Raw genomic sequence first — 17376 nt, 5'->3', positions numbered from 1 at the left:
GGACACATGGTCGACCAGAAGGAAAAGAACCGCAAGAAGGCGCTGATCGTCTTCCAGGTCGTCATCTACGGCTTTCTGCTGACGATGTTCCTCATCCAGCTGTGGATGTCGTTCGACCGTGGATGGTGGTATCTGTGAGCACGTCGCCGACCGCTGTCGGCGGGGTGAGCCTCGAGGACCACCACGAGGAGTCGAAGCGGGCGCAGCGACGTGCCGACAAGTGGATGATCGTCGGCGCCGCGCTGATGGGGATGTGGGCGCCGGGCCTGATCGGCTTCCCGATCTTCATGCGCGGGGTCTGGCTGCAGCGCCAGGCCCAGCGCGCGGGACTGTCGGTGCGGCCGATGATCGTCACCCTCATCGGATACCTGGTGCTGATCGACGGCATGCTCAACAGCCTCGGCTGGGCGCTGGACATGGTGGGCAACCACACGCTGATCAACCGGGTGCTGATGATCGGCTGGGGCAACATGTTCGACGCCGGCTACTTCTGGCATTACAACGAACTGTGGGTCGGCGGTGCCGCGGCGCCCGGCGAGAAGGCCTTCGTCATCGGTTTCATCCTCACGGTGTTCTCGATGCGCGTCGCGGCGGCCATCGGCTTCTTGCAGATGAAGCGCTGGGGCCATCAGTGGATGATCATCACCTGCTGGATGGGCGTGGTCATCTGGCCGGTCTACATCCTGAACATGACGATGTTCGCGGACGTGCGTTTCGCCGGCGTGGTGTTCCCGGTCATCGGTTGGTGGCTCTACGACATCTTCTACATCACCCCCTTCCTCGCGATCCCGTATCTGCACACGGTGAACCGCGAAATATTCACGGACTGAACGTGTTTGCGGCGCACTGCAAAGGAGAACCAGAGTGACCACACCATCTTCGACCCCGCCGTCGGCCGAGGAGAAGGACCCGGCCGAGGACCTGCCGCCGGGTACCACGCCGTACTACGCCCGGATGCACAAGTGGATCAAACGCGCGGTCCTGGTGTGCCTGATCGCGCTGGTCATCGAGGGCGCATTCACCCTTCCGTTCATGGCGGTCTACTACGGGTACCCGACGTTGAGCCTCACCCAGATCTGCAGCGAGCTGCTCAAGGTCAGGTTCTCCGACGACGCGCTGGAATGTAAGTATCCGTACCCGCCGTTGGGGCCGCCCGAGGGTGCCGAGGGCAAGGACACCGCACGCGACGAGTGGGGTGTGCAACCGATTCCGGGCTACGACCGGTTGGGCTTCCGCGAACTCGTCGACCGCTACGAGGAACGTATGGCGCGCCAGGCAGCCGAGCAGCCCGCCGGCTGACTCAGATATTCGACTGGTCGGCCGGCACGTCCAACGGTGCCTGCGATCCGGTGAATTCCGTTGTCTCCGTGGGAGGTACCTTTATCCCCACGGTGTAGGACGTCATCGACAGCGAGCCGTAGCAGTAGCCATCGACCAGTTCGGTCAACGGCGCCCCGACGGCCCCGGCGGCGCCGGCGACGTAGAGCATCGGGATGAAGTGGTCGGGGGTCGGCACCGCGGCGGCGTAGTCCGCATGGTCGCGCAGCCCGACCGCGGTGTCGGGTGCCGCCGTCAACACCTCCCGGGCCGCCTCGTCGAAGCGCTGCGCCCACCCGTAGCCGGTGTCCGGATGTTGTTGGCTCATCTGCCGCAGGTTGTGCACGATGTTGCCGCTGCCGATGAGCAGGACGCCGCGCTCCCGCAGCCCGGCCAGCTTGGCGCCCAATTCCAGGTGGTAGTCCAGCGGCTTGTCGGCGTTGATGGACAGCTGCACCACCGGAATCGACGCGTCGGGGAAGGCGTGCACCAGCACCGACCAGGTCCCGTGGTCGATGCCCCAGCTGTCGACATCGGCCCCCACCCAGGTGGGCTGCACGAGCTCCTGGATCTCGCCGACCAATTCGGGCATTCCGGACGCGGGATAGTCGATGTCGAACAGTTCCTGGGGGAAGCCGTAGAAGTCATGGATGGTGCGGGGCCGGGACATGGCGGTGACCGCGGTGGCGTTGATGTACCAGTGCGCGCTGACCACCAGGATGGCCCGGGGCCGGGGAACCGCCCGGCCGAAGGCCCGCCAGGCGGCGGTGTACTTGTTGAGTTCCAGGGCGTTCATCGGGCTGCCGTGGCCGATGAACGCCGCGGGCAGCACGTCAGGGTTGTCGGCCATGGGGCCATCATCCCCGCGAATGAACGGGGGGAGCGTGCAAACGCCGGACGGCACGCGCGACTCCGCCCCGGTATTGCTACCGTCGAGCGCAACCGGCGCTGAGCTGCATCGACTGTACGGAGAGTGAGAATCACATGAAGCGACTCGTCCTGGAACCCGAGCACGAGGCGTTCCGCGAAACGGTGCGGCAGTTCATCGAGCGGGAACTCGAGCCGAACGCGCAGCGCTGGGAGGCCGAACGGATCGTCGACCGCTCGGCCTACGTCACGGCCGGCAAGTACGGGCTGATCGGGTTCAACATGCCCGAGGAGTTCGGCGGCGGGGGCGTGGACGACTTCCGGTTCAATGCCGTCATCGACGAGGAGATCGCCCGCTACGGCGGGCCCGGGCCGTCGCTGAGTCTGCAGAACGACGTCGTCGGCCCGTACTTCTCGTCGTTGTCCAACGACGAGCAGAAGCGACGCTGGTTGCCCGGCATCACCAGCGGTGAGTTGATTGTCGCCGTCGCGATGACCGAACCCGGCGCCGGTAGCGACCTCGCCGGCATCCGGACGTCAGCCGTGCGCGACGGCGACGACTGGATTGTCAACGGCACCAAGACGTTCATCTCCTCCGGCATCAACTGCGACCTGGTCGTGGTCGTCTGCCGCACCGACCCCGAGGCCGGCCACAAGGGCTTCACGCTGCTGGTCGTCGAGGACGGCATGGAGGGGTTCAGTCGCGGCCGCAAGCTCGAAAAGATGGGGCTGCACTACCAGGACACCGCGGAACTCGTCTTCGAGAACGTGCGGGTGCCGGCGGCGAACCTGCTCGGTACGGAGGGCCGCGGCTTCTATCACCTGATGGCCAACCTGCCCTCGGAGCGACTGTCGATCGCCATCTCCGCCATCGCCGGCGCCCGCGAGACGTTCCGGCAGACGCTGCAGTACGCCAAGGACCGCAAGGCGTTCGGCCAGTCGATCGGCAACTTCCAGCACAACCGTTTCCTGTTGGCCGAGATGGACACCGAACTCGAGATCGGTCAGCAGTACATCGACCGCTGCCTGCAGGCGGTCGTCGATGGCGAACTCACCGCCGTGGAGGCCGCGAAGGCGAAGTGGTGGTGCACGGAGACCGCCAAGAAGGTCATCGACGGCTGCGTGCAGCTCCACGGTGGATACGGCTACATGACGGAGTACCGGGTCGCGCGCGACTACATGGACAACCGCATCATGACGATCTTCGGTGGCACCACCGAGATCATGAAGGACATCATCGGCCGCAATCTGGGTCTGTGACCCTCGAGCGGGTGCGTGTTGCCGTCGCCTAGTGCGCGGCCTTGTTGCCGATCGGCAGCACGTGCATGATGCCGACCACCACCGAGCCGACCACCAGGCCGATGACCGCCGACGCCGCGGTGTTCACCAGCCAGGCCAGCACCGCCCCGAACCCGGCGACGGCGCCGCGCACCGCCTCTTCGGCGTGGTGCACCACCCCGTAGAGCGTGTGCCAGCCCAGGGTGTCGGTGCCGAGCAGCAGGATGTGCCCGCCGACCCAGAGCATCGCCACGGTCCCGATCACCGACAGCGCGGTGAGCAGCTTGGGCATTCCGGCAACCAGCGCGCGCCCCACCTTCTGGGACAACCGCGAGGCCCGCTGGGCCAGGTGCAGGCCGATGTCGTCCATCTTCACGATGCCGGCCACCACGCCGTACACCGCGAGCGTGATGACCAGGGCGACGACCACGAGGATGATCAGCCGCGGCAGGAAGGGCTGGTCGGCGACTTCGTTGAGCGCGATCACCATGATCTCCGCGGACAGGATGAAGTCGGTGCGGATGGCCCCGGTCACCATGTACTTCTCCGCGTCGCCGCCGACGGCGGTGGTCGGGACGGCGTGGTCGGCGCCGCCGCGGAACCACCCCCAGACCTTGTGGGCGCCCTCGTAGCACAGGTAGGTGGCGCCGATCATAAGGATCGGGGTCAGCAGAATCGGCGCGAACTGGCTGAGCAGCAGCGCCACCGGCAGGATGAACAGCAGCTTGTTGCGCAGCGAGCCGATCGCGATCTTCTTGATGATCGGCAGCTCGCGCTCGGCGGCCAGCCCGTGCACGTACTGGGGCGTCACCGCGGTGTCGTCGATGACCACGCCGGCGGCCTTGGCGGTGGCCCTACCCGCTGCCGCGCCGATGTCGTCGACCGAGGCCGCGGCCAGGCGGGCCAGCGCGGCGACGTCGTCGAGAAGTCCGAAAAGGCCAGCGCTCATCGCAGCTCCGTCATGAAACCGAAGGTTACCGTTTCTTACGGACCTCGAACGACAAGGAACCCTGATGGCTACAGCTTTATCCGCCGCCGACCTGTACCACGTCGGCGTCGTGGTCACCGACTTCGATGCCGCGCTGCAGCGGCTGACGGCCGCGGCGGGCTACCAGTGGACGCAGACCATGGAGCACACCGTGCCCGTCCTCACCGCCGACGGGCCGGCCGACATCCCCTTCAAGCTCGCGTACTCCCTGCAGGCCCCGCACGTGGAGATCCTGCAGGAGGTGCCGGATACGCCGTGGGTCAGCGCCGCGCGCAACGCGGTCCATCACCTCGGGTACTGGACCGACGACGTCGCCGCCACCGGAGCCGCGCTGGAAGATGTGGGTTACACGTGGGAAGTTCGCGCCGCCGGAGACGCGCCGGCGTTCGCGTATTACCTGGACCCACTGGGGGTCCGGATCGAATTGGTCAACCGCGCCATGTTCGGCGACTGGACAAAATTCCTGCAGCAGATGAAAAAGGCATAAAGAAAGGCTTATGCCACGCCGTCGTCGAATCTGCGTGACATAAGCCGTTTCTCGGCTTGGCCGCTAGCGCGCGGCGGGGTGCCGGTTGAAGAAACGGAACCGCAACCAACGAATGTCGAGCAACACGGTCATCACCTGCCTTCGGGTCATACGCGGCGAGCCAGTACTTGACTCTTGATGACGAAACTAATGCCGCTCTTTAAGGCGGTAGGAAGCCGAAGGTAATTCTTCGGTAAGACTTCAGGTCGCCGGCCTGCGCCCCTGCGCCCCGGTATAGCCCTGCCAGGGCGAATAGTCGGCGATCAGCTCCTCCTGCGGGGGCCGCTTGGCGGCGGGAACGTGCTGCAGATTGATCCGGATCCGGTACCAGATGGACGACGGCCCCCGCATCCCGTCGACGAGCACGTCGATGGGCTCGAGCAGCGCGGCCGCCTCGGGGTGCCGGGACTTCCAGGTCTCCAGGGCCGCCATCGCCTCATCCCGGGTCTTGGTCCGGGCCACCTCGATCAGGTTCGCGTCGCGCTGCGCCTTGGGTGCCTTCTCGGCCGGACCCACCTCCTCGGCCAGCTCGAGCAGGCTGTCCAGGCCGCCGGCGGCGGCGTCCATGTCGGCCCACGGGTCCCCGACCTCTGCGTACCGGTCGGGGACGGTGGCCACGGTGAAGTCCTCGGGCCGGCAGCCGGGCACCTCGTCCCAGTGCAACGGCGTCGACACCCGGGCATCGGGACGGGAGCGCACCGAGTACGCCGAGGCCACCGTGCGGTCCTTGGCGTTCTGGTTGAAGTCGACGAAGACGCCCCGGCGTTCCTCCTTCCACCAGCGGCTGGTCGCCAGGTCCGGTGCCCGTCGTTCCACCTCGCGGGCCACGGTCTCGGCGGCCAACCGCACCTGGCGATACGGCCAGCGCGGGTCGATGCGGGCGTAGATGTGGAACCCGCGCGACCCCGAGGTCTTGGGCCAGCCGGTCAGCCCGTGATCGCCGAGCACCTCGCGGACCACCATCGCCACGTCCAGGATCTGCGGCCACTCGACGCCGGGCATCGGGTCCAGATCGACGCGCAGCTCGTCGGGATGGTCGAGGTCCTCGGCGCGGACCGGATGCGGGTTGAAGTCGATGCAGCCCAGGTTGACCGCCCAGACCAGCCCGGCGGCGTCGTGGATGACCGCCTCCTCGGCCGAGGTCCCGGAGCGGTACTTGAGCTCGGCGACGTCGACCCAGTCGGGTCGGTTCTTCGGGGCCCGCTTCTGGAAGATCGCTTCCTCGTCGATGCCCTTGACGAACCGCTTGAGGATCATGGGGCGCCCGGCAACCCCGCGCAGCGCGCCGTCGGCAACCGCGAGGTAGTAGTTGATCAGGTCCAGCTTGGTGACGCCCGCCTCGGGGAAGACGACCTTGGCGGGGTGGCTGACGGTGACCTCGTGACCGGCGACCTCCAGTGTGAGCTTGCTGCTGCTTTTCCCGCCGGCTCCGGCCATGTCGACCATGGTAAATCCGCCGCCGGTTTCGGGTCGGTGACCTCGCCGTTCCCCTTAGGCTGTGCTCATGGCGAAGCTCATGGATCTGCCGTTGCTGGCAGCCGCGAAATTGCAGCAATCGGTCGGCAAGTACGCCGAGCGCGGCGCGGCCGAGTTGCACTACGCGCGCAAGATGTTCGAGGCCGGCGCGTTGAAGATCGAAGCCCCGCAGAACATGGCGGCCATGCTGGCCGACATCCGGCGATGGGGTGAATTCGGCATGATCCCGGCGCTCAACGCGCGGCGCAACCCCGACGGCGTCGCCGTGATCGACGACGACGGCGAGATCACCTTCGCCGAGTTGGACCGGGCCGCGCACGCGGTGGCCAACGGGTTGCTGGAGATGGGCGTCCGGGGCGGCGACGGGGTTGCCCTGCTGATCCGCAACCACCGCTGGTTCCTGGTCGCGCTGTACGGCACCGCCCGCGTCGGGGCCCGGATGATCCTGCTCAACAGCGAATTCTCCGGCCCGCAGATCAAGGAGGTCTCCGAGCGGGAGGGCGCCAAGGTCATCATCTACGACGACGAGTACACCGAGGCCGTGGGTGTGGCGGAGCCGCCGTTGGGCAAGCTGCGGGCCCTGGCCACCAACCCAGACAAGCCGGAGCCGTCCGGGTCGACCGACGAGACGCTCGCCGAGTTGATCGCCCGCAGCAGCACCGCGCACGCCCCGAAGGTCAGCCACCACGCCAAGATCATCATCCTGACCAGCGGCACCACCGGGACGCCTAAGGGCGCCAACCGCAGCACCCCGCCGTCGCTGGCGCCGATCGGCGGCGTGCTCTCGCACGTGCCGTTCAAGGCCGGCGAGGTGACGTCGCTGCCGGCGCCGATGTTCCACGCGCTGGGCTTCCTGCACGCCACCATCGCGATGATGCTCGGCTGCACGCTGGTGCTGCGCCGGCGGTTCAAGCCGGCCACGGTGCTCGCCGACATCGAAAAGCACAGGGTCACCGCGGTGGTCGTGGTGCCGGTGATGCTCTCGCGGATCCTCGACGAGCTGGAGAAGACCGACCCCAAGCCGGACCTGTCGTCGCTGCGGATCGTGTTCGTCTCCGGCTCCCAGCTGGGCGCCGAGCTGGCCACCCGGGCGATGAACGATCTGGGCCCGGTGGTCTACAACCTTTACGGCTCAACCGAAATCGCGTTCGCCTCGATCGCGCGGCCGCAGGACCTGCAGAAGAACCCGGCCACCGTAGGTCCGGTGGTCAAGGGCATCACCGTCAAGTTGTTCGACGAGAACGGCAAGGAGGTGCCCAAGGGCGAGGTGGGTCGCATCTTCGTGGGCAACACCTTCCCGTTCGAGGGTTACACCGGGGGCGGCGGCAAGCAGATCATCGACGGCCTGATGTCCTCCGGCGACGTCGGCTACTTCGACGAGGACGGCCTGCTCTACGTCAGCGGCCGCGACGACGAGATGATTGTCTCCGGCGGCGAGAACGTGTTCCCGGCCGAAGTCGAGGACCTGCTCAGCGGCCATCCCGAGGTGGTCGAGGCCACCGCGCTCGGCGTGGAGGACAAGGAGTGGGGCCACCGGCTGCGGGCGTTCGTGGTGAAGGCCGAAGGGGCCACCATCGACGAGGCCGCCCTCAAGGAGTACGTGAAGAGCAATCTGGCGCGCTACAAGGTGCCCCGCGAGGTCATCTTCATCGACGAGCTCCCGCGCAACCCGACCGGCAAGATCCTCAAGCGCGAACTGCGGGAGATGTTCGACTGAGGGCACCCCCCTTTGCGCCGACCGTGCGTGTCCCCGGGCGACACACCGGGCAAATCACGTGGTTTGCGCACGTTCGCGCGGGTAGGCGCGCCGCTGTTTACCCTCATGGCGCGCGCGGGTATCCGGGCTGGCATGACACGCTTCGGATACACGCTGATGACCGAGCAGAGCCCGCCCAAAAATCTTGTCCAGTACGCGATTTCGGCAGAGCAGGCGGGCTTCGATTTCGAGGTTTCCAGCGACCACTACTCACCGTGGCTGACCACACAGGGACATTCCCCCAACGCGTGGGTGACCCTGGGCGCGGTCGCCCACGCCACCGAGCGGGTCGAGCTGTTCACCTACGTGACCTGCCCGACGATGCGGTATCACCCGGCGGTGGTGGCACAGCAGGCCGCGACGCTGCAGATCCTGGCCGACGGCCGGTTCACCCTTGGCCTGGGCAGCGGGGAGAACCTCAACGAGCACGTGGTCGGCAAGGGCTGGCCCACCGTGAAGCGGCGCCACGACATGCTGCGGGAGGCCATCCGCATCATCCGGGAACTGCTCAGCGGGGAACTGCTCGACTGGAAGGGCACCTACTACGAGGTGGACTCGGCGCGGCTGTGGGACTTGCCCGAGATCCCGGTGGCCATCGGCGTGGCGGTATCGGGGGACAAGTCGATCGAGGCGTTCGCGCCGCTGGCCGATCACCTGATCGCGGTGCAACCCGAGCGGGACTTGGTGACGAGTTGGCACGACACCCGCAAGACCTACGGCCTGCCCGGCGAATCCCGCGTGGTGGGGCAGATCCCCATCTGCTGGGACCCCGACCGGGACACCGCAGTGCAGCGCGCCCATGAGCAGTTCCGGTGGTTCGCCGGCGGCTGGGACGTCAACGCCGACCTGCCGACGCCGGCCGGCTTCGCGGGGGCCACCCAATTCGTGCGGCCCGAGGACGTCGCGCAGAACATCCCGTGCGGACCCGACCTCGACGCCATCGTCGACGCCGTGCGCGCCTACTGGGAGGCGGGGTTCACCGACATCGCGCTGGTGCAGATCGGCGACGAGGGACAGCAGCGGTTCCTCGAGGAGGCGGCGCAACCACTGCTGGGCGCGCTGCGCGCCGCGGCGCCCAAGGCCTGAGTCAGCCGAGCAGGGCCCGCAGGTCGCGGGCGTTGCGCACGGCGTTGCCGCCCCCGTCGTTGTTGAAATACACCAGCACCGAGCGGCCCTGCTGCCGCCACTCGTCGATGCGCTGCGCCCACCAACGCAGATCCGCCGGACTGTAGGAGCCCGCGTACAGCGGCGAGTCGTCCGGACCGTGCAGCCGCACGTAGACCAGTTCGGCGGTGGCCCGCAGCACGCACGGCATCCCCGCGCCGCTCATCACTACGTACGCCGCGCCGTAGCGTTCCAACAGGTCGTAGACCGCCGGGGCGTCCCAGGACGGATGCCGGAACTCCACGGCCACCGCGGTGGGTTCCGGAAGCAGCTTCAGGAAGTGCTCCAGGCGGGCCTCGTCGCGCTGCAGGCCCGGGTGCAGCTGCACCAGCAGCGCGGCACGCCGGTCGCCGAGTTCGGGCCAGCTGTCGGCGATCCGCTCGATCCACTGCTCGGGGTTGCGCAGCCGGCGGGCGTGGGTCAATCCGCGCGGCGCCTTGACCGTCATCAAGAAGCCCTCGGGCAGTTCGTCGCGCCAGCGTGCGAACGCCGTCGCCCGCGGCCAGTGGTAGAAGCTGGTGTTCAGCTCTACCGTGTCGAACTCCTGGGTGTAGCGATACAACCGCTTGGTCTTGGGCAGGCCCTGCTCGTAGAGCACGCCGTTCCAGTGGTCGTAGGACCAGCCCGAGGTACCGATGTGCACCGCCATGGGTGGCGGTATACCCGTCTGCCCGCGGGGGAAAGCGCGGCCTACGGGTCCCGAGGGAGGCCCAGCAGCCGCTCGGCGATGATGTTCAACTGCACCTCCGAGGTGCCGCCGTAGATCGTGGTCGCCCGGCTGGCCAGCAGGTACTGCGCCCAGATGCCCTGGGGGGTCTGCTCGTCGCCGAGCACCCCGTCGGTGCCGAACGAGGCCACCGCGAACTCCGCGTACCCCTGGCCGGTCTTCATCGACAGCAGCTTGGAGATCGCCGCCGACGGCATCGCGTCACCGCCGGCCAGCGTCAACAGCGTGGAGCGCATGTTGAGCAGCTTGGCCGCGTGGCCCTCGGCGATCAGCTGCCCGGCGCGGTTCTGCTCGATCTGGTCGAAGTGGCCCTCGGCCAGGAACTCGACGAACTTGTCCAGGCTGGGCAAAAACGGCGGCTCGCTGCTGCCGATCGAAACCCGTTCGGCCGTAAGGGTGTTGCGGCTGACCTCCCAGCCGCGGTCCACCTCGCCGAGCACCATGTCGTCGGGGACGAAGACGTCGTCGATGAAGACGGTGTTGAACATCGCGTTGCCGGTCAGTTCGCGCAGCGGCTTGATCTCCACGCCCTCGCTGGCCATGTCCAGCAGGAAGTAGGTGATGCCGTTGTGCTTGGGCGCGCTGGGATCCGTGCGGGCCAGCAGGGCGCCCCACTGCGAGAACTGCGCGCCGGTGGTCCAGATCTTCTGCCCGGTGATCCGCCAGCCGCCGTCCACCTTGGTGGCCTTGGTGGTCAGGCTGGCGAGGTCGGAGCCGGCCCCGGGCTCGGAAAACAGCTGGCACCAGATCATCTCGCCGCGGAACGTCGGCGGCAGGAAGCGCTGCTTCTGCTCGTCGGTGCCGAACGCCACGATCGACGGGATGATCCAGGCCGCGATCCCCATCTGCGGGCGCTTGACCCGGCCGGTGGTGAACTCCTGGGCGATGATGATCTGCTCGACCGGACTGGCGTCGCGGCCCCACGGCTTGGGCAGGTGCGGCTGCACCCAGCCGCCCTCGGCGATCGCGGTGTTGCGCTCTTCGCGCGCAATCGCTTTCAGGCCGGCGACCTCCGCGCGGATCTCCTCGCGCAGCTTCTCGGTGTCGGGATCGAGGTCGATCTCGATGCCCCGCAGCCCGGTGGCGGTGGCGGCGTCGACCACCCGCTGCGGGTAGTCCGCGGCGCGGCCGAACGACGCCGCGAGCACCAGCGCGCGGCGGTAGTACACGTTGGTGTCGTGCTCCCAGGTGAACCCGATGCCGCCGTGCACCTGGATGCAGTCCTCGGCGCAGTGCTGGGCCGCGGCCGGGGCCAGGGTGGCCGCGACGGCGGCGGCAAAGTCGACGTGCGCGGTCACCAGGTCGGACTCCCCGCGGGCGACCTCGTCGATGGCGCGGGCGGCGTCCCACACCGCGGCGGTGGCCCGCTCGGTGACGGCGATCATGTTGGCGCACTTGTGCTTCACGGCCTGGAACTGCCCGATGGGCCGGCCGAACTGTTCGCGGATCTTGGCGTACTCCGAGGCGGTGTCGGTGGCCCACCGTGCCACGCCGACGGCCTCGGCGGACAGCAGGGTCGACATCAGCGCGTGGGCGGCCGAGCGGCTCAGGTTCGACAACACCCTGTCGTCGCCGATCTCGACGGCGTTGGCCCGCACGTGCGCCACGGGGCGCAGCGGATCGATGCTCTGCGCGGGTTCGATTTCGAGGGCGTCGGCGTCGAAGACCACCCACTCGGCGCCGGAGGTGGTCGAATCCAGGCCGGCGACCGGCAGCACCAGCACCGACGCCTGGGCGGCGGCCGGCACCGCGCGGACCTCGCCGCGGATCACCAGGGCGTCGCCCTGCCGGGTGGCGGTCAGACCGGAGTCGATGGCGTAGGCCGCGATCGTCTCCCCGCTCGCCAGCCCGGACAGCATCTCCGCGCCTGGGTCGTGCGCGGCGATCAGCGCGCTGGCGATCGCCGACGGCACGAACGGTCCCGGCACCGCGCCGTAGCCGAATTCGGCGAGCACGACGGCCAATTCGAGGATGCCGAAGCCCTGTCCGCCGACTTCCTCGGCCAGGTGCAGCCCCTGCAACCCTTGGTCGGCGGCCGCCTTCCAGTACGGCGGCGGGTTGGAGATCGGTGTCTCGAGCGCCTCGTGCAGCACCTCGGCGGGCGCGACGCGCGCCACCAGGGAGCGCACCGAGTCGGCCAGGTCTACGTGCTCAGGATTGATTGCGATCGGCATCGCTTTGCCCTTCCCTCCGGTCGGCTGGCGACGAGCTTACTCGGGAGTCAGGTCGTGGTGGCCGAGTCGCGCGCCGCGTCGGCGACCACGAAGTATGGCGGCTGCCCGTCGCGCAGGCGCCGGCAGTTCTGCAGCGCCGCGTCCAGGTAGCGGTCCAGGGTGTCGGCGGTGTACCAGCTGACGTGCGGCATCAGCAGCACGTTGTCCAGGCCCAGCAGCGGGTTGTCGGCCCCGACGGGCTCCTCGGCGTAGACGTCGAGGCCGGCGGCGGCCAGTTGTCCGGACTGCAGCGCGGCGACCAGCGCGTCCTGGTCGACGATGTCGCCGCGCGCGGTGTTGACCAGGATGGCGCCGGGCTTCATCTTCGCCAGCTTGTCGGCGTCGAACAGGCCCGAGGTGGCGTCGGTCAGCGGCGCGTGGATGGAGATGATGTCGCTCTTGGCCAGCAGGTCGTCGAGGGTCATCCAGCTGACGCTGTGTTCGTCGCGCTTGGTCGAGGTGTGCAGGACCTGGGTGCCCATCGAGCGCAGGATCTGCTCGACGCGTTTGGCGACGCTGCCGAACCCGACCAGGCCGACGGTGCAGCTGCCGAGGTCGCGGATCCGGTCACCCAGGGTCGGGTCGTGCGGCCAGCCGGTCCCGGCGCGGGTGGCCCGGTCCAGCTCGGGCAGGCGGCGCAGCGCGGCGAGCATCAGCATGACGGTGCACTCGGCCACCGAGGCGGCGTTGGCGCCGGGTATGTTGGCGACGACGATGCCGCGCTGGGCTGCGGTCTCGACGTCGATGGTGTTGACGCCGGCACCGAGCTTGTGGATCAGCTTGAGCTTCGGCGCCTGCTCCAGATCCGAACCCGACAGCGGGCGCAACACGTGCCAGAGCACCTCGGCCTCGGGCAGTTCCCGGTAGAACGCCTCGTCGTCGTCCTCGGCGACCCAGCGCACGTCCAGCCAATCGGATTCGGCGGCGATGCGTTCGGTCGCGCGTTCGCCCGGCTTGAAGTGTGCGAGGACCCTCAAGCCCATCTTTTCCTGATCCATGCGGCGATGGTATCCGCCTGCTCGTCGCGGGCCCCCGGGGTCGTGAAGTAGTGGTCGGTGTCGATGGCCGCCCGGGACTTGTCGGTGCTGGCCAGCGCGTCGTGGATGCGCGCGGCGTCGGACGGGAAAACGCCGGTGTCCTGATCGGCGTTGATCACCAGGGCGGGGCAGTCGATGCGCGCCAGGTGCGGTTCGGCGCGGGTCTTGGCATGCCGCAGGCTCCACATGCCCAGCCAGTTGCGCAGCGTGGTGGCCGCGGCGATGCCGCGGGTCGAGCGGTTCGCCTGCCGGGGTTCGCCGGCGTAGCAGAGGTTGGGGGCGCGGTTGGTGGGTTCGATGGTCGGGTCGACCATCCGCGGGTCGGCCCAGGTCCGGCACACCGTGAACGGCCGATCGGAAAAGCCTGCGGCGCGCACCCGTTGCAGTTCGGCCTCGGCCCAGTCGGTGATGGCCTCGTTGCGGGCGATCTGGGCTTCTCGGTAGCGGGCCACGAACTCCGACGAGAACGGCGGGCGGTGCCGGCCGTCGAACAGATCCAGTTCGGGGTCGGTGGCCACCGGGTCGTTCTCGTCGACGACGGCGGCGTCCATCCACGCGGTCAACACCTCGGGGCGACCGGGGTGGGCCGCGCTGGCGATGTAGGCGTCGGCCGGCAGCAGTTCGGCCAGACCCTCGCCGTGCGCGGCGTGCGCCTGGTAGGCCGCCATCAGCGAACCGCCGCCGGAATTGCCCAGCAGCACAACGGTGTCCACCCCGGCGACCTCGCGCAGCCAGCGCACCCCGACGCCGATGTCCACCAGCGCGTGATCCAGGACGAAGCTGCTCTCGAAGCCGCGGAACCGGGTGTTCCAGCCCAGGAAGCCGATGCCGCGGGCGGCCATGTACTCGGCGAGGTAATGCTCGGAGAAGTCGATCTGATAATGCGTGGCGATCATCGCGACGCGGGGGCGTTGCCCCGCCGCGTGGTGATAAAGCCCCTGGCAGGGGTGCCCGCCGGCGCCCTGGCGTTCGCCGGTGGGGGATTCCATGCCGATGAACTTGCGGACAATCTCGGTGGTCATCACGGCTCCTTGCTGAAGATGGCGCGGTAGAAGATGTTCGTCAGCGTGCGGATGCAGGCCTGGTCGTCGACGTCCGCGGCGCCGTCGGGTCGGCCGGCCAGTTGCAGGTAGCAGAACTGGTTGAGCATCGACACGATGGCCTGGGCCAGCAGGCGGGGGTCGTCGTCGGGGCAGTAGCCCCGCTGCTGGGCGCGGGTGACCATGTCGGTGATGTAGTCGGTGGGGATGGCGCACATCTGTTCCCAGTGGCGGGCGAAGTCGGCGTTCACCATGGCCAGCTGCGAGACGCTGATCATCTCCGCGAGCCGGCGCCGGTAGGTGTGCCAGTGCGCGGCCGCGGCCTCGTGCACGCGCTCGGCGTCGGTCAGGCCGTGCCGGGTGGCGCCGCGCGCGCGGTCGGTGGCCTCGTCCCGGAACCGCAGCGCCCAGGCGCGGACCATGGCTTCCTTGGAGTCGTAATAGTTGTAGAACGACGCCGTGGAGCGGCCGGCCTCGGCGGCGATGTCGGCCACGGTGGCGGCCAGGATGCCCTTTCGGGCGATCACCGCGCGGGCCGCCGCGTCGATGGCGGCCTGGGTCGCCCTACCCCGTCGGGTCGGTTGGGTCACCGAATGTCCTCACGCCGATTTGCTTGGGCACAACTGAACCTGATGTTACATTCAGATTATGATCAAGCCGCACAACACCAACACCGAGTTCGAACTGGGCGGCATCCACCACACCGCCCTGGTCTGCTCGGACATGCAACGCACGGTGGACTTCTACTCCGGGGTCCTCGGCATGCCGCTCATCAAGTCACTGGACCTGCCCGGCGGGATGGGCCAGCACTTCTTCTTCGACGCCGGGGGCGGGTCCTGCGTGGCGTTCTTCTGGTTTGCCGAGGCGCCCGACCGGGTGCCCCTGGTCTCCTCGCCGGACGCCCTGCCCGGGCTGGGCGAGATCGTGTCGGCGGTGAGCACCATGAATCACCTCGCTTTCCACGTGCCCGAGGAGAAGTTCGACGAGTACCGACGCAAGCTCAAGGACAAGGGGGTGCGGGTAGGTCCGGTCCTCAATCACGACGAGAGCGAGTGGCAGGTGGCCCGCGAGGTGCACCCCGGGGTCTACGTGCGGTCCTTCTACTTCCTGGACCCGGACGGCATCACCCTCGAGTTCGCCTGTTGGACACGGCAGTTCGAGGCCGGCGACACCGTCACGGTGCCGAAGACGGCCGCCGACCGGCGGGTGCCGGCGAGCTAGCCGCGAAACAGGCCGGGGTCGTTGAGGTCGGCGAGGACGTCCACCAGCAGGTCCACGAGTTGGTCCGCGGTGAGCTTGACCTCGCCGGCCAGCCAGGCGCTGATCGCCTGTTGCATGCCGCCGAGGACGAAGTGGGTGGTGCCGGCCAACCGGTTGCTACCGCCCACGTGCAGGGCGTCCTGGATGTGCTGGCCGGCCAGGGCGATGAACATCCCCTGATGCTTGAGCCGTAGCCGCAACAGCGTCGCGTTGGACAGCTGCTTGCTGAACAGCAGCCGTCCCACGCGGGTGTCCTCGGCGATGGTGCGGATCATGTTGGTGATGCCGGCCCGGTTTTGCTGGCCGGGTGCAGCGGTGGCGACGGCGGCCTGGGTGGTGGTGGCCAACTGCGCGGTGACGGAGTCGAAGACCGCCTCGACGAAGGCGTCCTTGTCGGTGAAGTTCTCGTAGAAGTAGCGCACGGTGAGGCCGGATTGCGCACAGATGGCCCGCACGGTGAGGTCATCGGGGTTCACCTGGCCGCCGAGCAGTTCCAGGCCGGCGTCCAGAAACCGCTGCCGACGCTGGGCCAGCCGCTCGGAGGCATCGACCCCGCGGTACGGGCGAGCCATGTCCTCCATCTTGACACTCAATCCGCGCCTCGGGCAATATCAGGAAACAACCGTTCTCACATTTAGTCGATCAGGTGGCCCATGACGATCAGCGAAGTAAGTCCCGCACCCGTGCGACGCCGTCCGGTGCTGGGCCGGGGAGCGAGCATCGACGACGGCCTGATGGGCGTCGCGCTGCTCGCGGGACCCGCGAACGTCATCATGCAGCTGGCCCGGCCCGGCGTGGGCTACGGCGTGATGGAGAGCCGAGTGGAAAGCGGCCGGGTGGACCGGCACCCCATCAAGCGGGCCCGCACCACGTTCACCTACCTGGCCGTGGCCAGCCGCGGCTCCGACGAGCAGAAGGCCGCCTTCCGCCGCGCGGTCAACCGCGCCCACGCGCAGGTGTACTCGAACGAGGACAGCAAGAGCCCGGTCGCCTACAACGCCTTCGACAAGGATCTGCAGCTGTGGGTCGGGGCCTGCCTGTACAAGGGCGGCGTCGACGTCTACCGCACCTTCATCGGTGAGATGGACGAGCAGACCGCCGACCGGCACTACGCCGACGGCATGCCGCTGGCCACCACCTTGCAGGTGCCCGAGGAGATGTGGCCGGCCGACCGCGCCGCCTTCGAGCGGTACTGGCAGGACTCCCTGGAACAGGTCCACATCGACGACGCCGTGCGGGAGTACCTGTACCCGATCGCGGCCAACCGCCTGCGCGGCCTCACGTTGCCCGGCTTCCTGCAGAAGCGCCACGAGGCGCTCTGGCTGTTGATCACGACGGGTTTCCTGCCGCAGCGGTTCCGCGACGAGATGCAGCTGCCCTGGGATCCGCAGCGGCAGCGCCGCTTCGACCGCCTGATGGGTGTGCTTCGGACCGTCAACAACCTGTTGCCCGGATTCCTGCGGCGGTTCCCGTTCAACGTGCTGCTCAAGGATCTGGACTGGCGGGTGCGTACCGGCCGGCCGCTGGTTTAGCCCCCGGGGCGTCTGAGCGAACTCGCGTTGTGGCTCTGGCCACACCCCGGGCGGTCACTTCGCCAGTTTTCGCATAAGTGCAGCTCAGCAGGCTGCTGGCGGTTTCCCCGCGCGTCGATGTCACCCGACCGAACGTCTCGACAGTTAGCTTATGCAATGCTAACTTCTGCAAGTTAACGTGAACTACTTCACGCC

18 protein-coding genes are annotated in these 17376 nt (G+C 68.2%); 9 read left to right on the top strand and 9 right to left on the bottom strand.

What is annotated here, in order from left to right; translation table 11 throughout:
* Window positions 1-6 precede the first annotated feature (6 nt).
* The 3 genes from R2K23_RS20850 (at window position 7) to R2K23_RS20840 (ending at window position 1299) form a co-directional block, all read left to right on the top strand.
* On the top strand, window positions 7-138 hold the full coding sequence (locus R2K23_RS20850) for a hypothetical protein (RefSeq protein ID WP_316512271.1): 132 nt from the start codon (window positions 7-9) through the stop codon (window positions 136-138).
* Window positions 123-830, top strand: coding sequence for a hypothetical protein (locus R2K23_RS20845; protein ID WP_316512270.1), 708 nt, complete (start codon window positions 123-125; stop codon window positions 828-830). The genes R2K23_RS20850 and R2K23_RS20845 overlap by 16 nt, the downstream gene beginning before the upstream one ends.
* Before the next feature lie 124 nt (window positions 831-954).
* Window positions 955-1299 (top strand): hypothetical protein, encoded by a 345-nt coding sequence (locus R2K23_RS20840; protein WP_396893655.1) that lies wholly within the window; start codon window positions 955-957, stop codon window positions 1297-1299.
* A 1-nt stretch (window position 1300) separates the two neighbouring features.
* On the opposite strand, the gene ygiD is transcribed toward R2K23_RS20840, so the two are convergent.
* Entirely contained in the window at window positions 1301-2146 is an 846-nt protein-coding gene (gene ygiD, locus R2K23_RS20835) for a 4,5-DOPA-extradiol-dioxygenase (protein ID WP_465270717.1), read from the bottom strand.
* A gap of 155 nt (window positions 2147-2301) precedes the next feature.
* Between ygiD and R2K23_RS20830 the strand changes: the two genes are divergently transcribed.
* Window positions 2302-3444, top strand: coding sequence for an acyl-CoA dehydrogenase family protein (locus R2K23_RS20830; RefSeq protein ID WP_316512267.1), 1143 nt, complete (start codon window positions 2302-2304; stop codon window positions 3442-3444).
* 28 nt (window positions 3445-3472) lie between these two features.
* Here R2K23_RS20830 and R2K23_RS20825 read toward each other — a convergent pair whose 3' ends face one another.
* Window positions 3473-4411: a DUF808 domain-containing protein gene (locus R2K23_RS20825; protein ID WP_316512266.1), complete on the bottom strand. Its 939-nt coding sequence runs from the start codon at window positions 4409-4411 to the stop codon at window positions 3473-3475.
* A 64-nt stretch (window positions 4412-4475) separates the two neighbouring features.
* Here R2K23_RS20825 and R2K23_RS20820 point away from each other — a divergent pair, with 64 nt between their 5' ends.
* A complete protein-coding gene (locus tag R2K23_RS20820) occupies window positions 4476-4937 on the top strand; it encodes a VOC family protein (RefSeq protein WP_316512265.1) in 462 nt (153 codons plus the stop codon).
* A 240-nt stretch (window positions 4938-5177) separates the two neighbouring features.
* Here the strand turns inward: R2K23_RS20820 and ligD are convergent, their stop codons facing one another.
* Entirely contained in the window at window positions 5178-6413 is a 1236-nt protein-coding gene (gene ligD, locus R2K23_RS20815) for a non-homologous end-joining DNA ligase (RefSeq protein WP_316512264.1), read from the bottom strand.
* Window positions 6414-6480: 67 nt separating this feature from the next.
* Here ligD and fadD2 point away from each other — a divergent pair, with 67 nt between their 5' ends.
* Both fadD2 and R2K23_RS20805 read left to right on the top strand, forming a co-directional pair.
* A complete protein-coding gene (fadD2, locus tag R2K23_RS20810; RefSeq protein WP_316512263.1) occupies window positions 6481-8169 on the top strand; it encodes a long-chain-fatty-acid--CoA ligase FadD2 in 1689 nt (562 codons plus the stop codon).
* Window positions 8170-8301: 132 nt separating this feature from the next.
* The gene (locus tag R2K23_RS20805) at window positions 8302-9294 is read left to right on the top strand and encodes an LLM class F420-dependent oxidoreductase (protein WP_316512262.1); all 993 of its coding nucleotides are present in this window, start codon (window positions 8302-8304) and stop codon (window positions 9292-9294) included.
* 1 nt (window position 9295) lies between these two features.
* Here the strand turns inward: R2K23_RS20805 and R2K23_RS20800 are convergent, their stop codons facing one another.
* The 5 genes from R2K23_RS20800 to R2K23_RS20780 are packed head-to-tail and all read right to left on the bottom strand — an operon-like array spanning window position 9296 to window position 14979.
* Window positions 9296-10021: a DUF72 domain-containing protein gene (locus R2K23_RS20800; RefSeq protein WP_316512261.1), complete on the bottom strand. Its 726-nt coding sequence runs from the start codon at window positions 10019-10021 to the stop codon at window positions 9296-9298.
* Window positions 10022-10062: 41 nt separating this feature from the next.
* The gene (locus R2K23_RS20795) at window positions 10063-12273 is read right to left on the bottom strand and encodes an acyl-CoA dehydrogenase (RefSeq protein WP_316512259.1); all 2211 of its coding nucleotides are present in this window, start codon (window positions 12271-12273) and stop codon (window positions 10063-10065) included.
* 47 nt (window positions 12274-12320) lie between these two features.
* The gene (locus R2K23_RS20790; protein ID WP_316512257.1) at window positions 12321-13310 is read right to left on the bottom strand and encodes a 2-hydroxyacid dehydrogenase; all 990 of its coding nucleotides are present in this window, start codon (window positions 13308-13310) and stop codon (window positions 12321-12323) included.
* Window positions 13286-14371, bottom strand: a complete 1086-nt coding sequence (locus R2K23_RS20785; protein WP_316512256.1) for an alpha/beta hydrolase — start codon at window positions 14369-14371, stop codon at window positions 13286-13288. Before R2K23_RS20785 ends, R2K23_RS20790 begins: the two co-directional genes overlap by 25 nt.
* Window positions 14371-14979: a TetR/AcrR family transcriptional regulator gene (locus R2K23_RS20780; RefSeq protein WP_316512254.1), complete on the bottom strand. Its 609-nt coding sequence runs from the start codon at window positions 14977-14979 to the stop codon at window positions 14371-14373. Before R2K23_RS20780 ends, R2K23_RS20785 begins: the two co-directional genes overlap by 1 nt.
* Window positions 14980-15037: 58 nt before the next feature.
* Here R2K23_RS20780 and R2K23_RS20775 point away from each other — a divergent pair, with 58 nt between their 5' ends.
* A complete protein-coding gene (locus R2K23_RS20775) occupies window positions 15038-15610 on the top strand; it encodes a VOC family protein (protein WP_316512250.1) in 573 nt (190 codons plus the stop codon).
* Here R2K23_RS20775 and R2K23_RS20770 read toward each other — a convergent pair.
* Window positions 15607-16221, bottom strand: coding sequence for a TetR/AcrR family transcriptional regulator (locus tag R2K23_RS20770; RefSeq protein WP_396892477.1), 615 nt, complete (start codon window positions 16219-16221; stop codon window positions 15607-15609). The genes R2K23_RS20775 and R2K23_RS20770 overlap by 4 nt on opposite strands.
* A gap of 81 nt (window positions 16222-16302) precedes the next feature.
* Here R2K23_RS20770 and R2K23_RS20765 point away from each other — a divergent pair, with 81 nt between their 5' ends.
* On the top strand, window positions 16303-17181 hold the full coding sequence (locus tag R2K23_RS20765; protein ID WP_316512248.1) for an oxygenase MpaB family protein: 879 nt from the start codon (window positions 16303-16305) through the stop codon (window positions 17179-17181).
* The last annotated feature ends 195 nt before the right edge of the window (window positions 17182-17376 follow it).

Source organism: Mycolicibacterium sp. MU0050, assembly GCF_963378085.1.
Lineage (GTDB): Bacteria > Actinomycetota > Actinomycetes > Mycobacteriales > Mycobacteriaceae > Mycobacterium > Mycobacterium wendilense.
This window is presented reverse-complemented; position numbering and strand designations above follow the sequence as displayed.

Excerpts from the sequence above, each read along its gene's own strand:
- R2K23_RS20770 (WP_396892477.1), bottom strand. The coding sequence starts at position 16,221 with ATGGCTCGCCCGTACCGCGGGGTCGATGCCTCCGAGCGGCTGGCCCAG.
- fadD2 (WP_316512263.1), top strand. The coding sequence starts at position 6,481 with ATGGCGAAGCTCATGGATCTGCCGTTGCTGGCAGCCGCGAAATTGCAG.
- R2K23_RS20845 (WP_316512270.1), top strand. The coding sequence starts at position 123 with ATGGTGGTATCTGTGAGCACGTCGCCGACCGCTGTCGGCGGGGTGAGC.
- ligD (WP_316512264.1), bottom strand. The coding sequence starts at position 6,413 with ATGGCCGGAGCCGGCGGGAAAAGCAGCAGCAAGCTCACACTGGAGGTC.
- R2K23_RS20775 (WP_316512250.1), top strand. The coding sequence starts at position 15,038 with ATGATCAAGCCGCACAACACCAACACCGAGTTCGAACTGGGCGGCATC.
- R2K23_RS20790 (WP_316512257.1), bottom strand. The coding sequence starts at position 13,310 with ATGGATCAGGAAAAGATGGGCTTGAGGGTCCTCGCACACTTCAAGCCG.
- R2K23_RS20840 (WP_396893655.1), top strand. The coding sequence starts at position 955 with ATGCACAAGTGGATCAAACGCGCGGTCCTGGTGTGCCTGATCGCGCTG.
- R2K23_RS20850 (WP_316512271.1), top strand. The coding sequence starts at position 7 with ATGGTCGACCAGAAGGAAAAGAACCGCAAGAAGGCGCTGATCGTCTTC.
- R2K23_RS20825 (WP_316512266.1), bottom strand. The coding sequence starts at position 4,411 with ATGAGCGCTGGCCTTTTCGGACTTCTCGACGACGTCGCCGCGCTGGCC.
- R2K23_RS20795 (WP_316512259.1), bottom strand. The coding sequence starts at position 12,273 with ATGCCGATCGCAATCAATCCTGAGCACGTAGACCTGGCCGACTCGGTG.
- R2K23_RS20765 (WP_316512248.1), top strand. The coding sequence starts at position 16,303 with ATGACGATCAGCGAAGTAAGTCCCGCACCCGTGCGACGCCGTCCGGTG.
- R2K23_RS20830 (WP_316512267.1), top strand. The coding sequence starts at position 2,302 with ATGAAGCGACTCGTCCTGGAACCCGAGCACGAGGCGTTCCGCGAAACG.
- R2K23_RS20785 (WP_316512256.1), bottom strand. The coding sequence starts at position 14,371 with ATGACCACCGAGATTGTCCGCAAGTTCATCGGCATGGAATCCCCCACC.
- R2K23_RS20800 (WP_316512261.1), bottom strand. The coding sequence starts at position 10,021 with ATGGCGGTGCACATCGGTACCTCGGGCTGGTCCTACGACCACTGGAAC.
- R2K23_RS20820 (WP_316512265.1), top strand. The coding sequence starts at position 4,476 with ATGGCTACAGCTTTATCCGCCGCCGACCTGTACCACGTCGGCGTCGTG.
- R2K23_RS20805 (WP_316512262.1), top strand. The coding sequence starts at position 8,302 with ATGACACGCTTCGGATACACGCTGATGACCGAGCAGAGCCCGCCCAAA.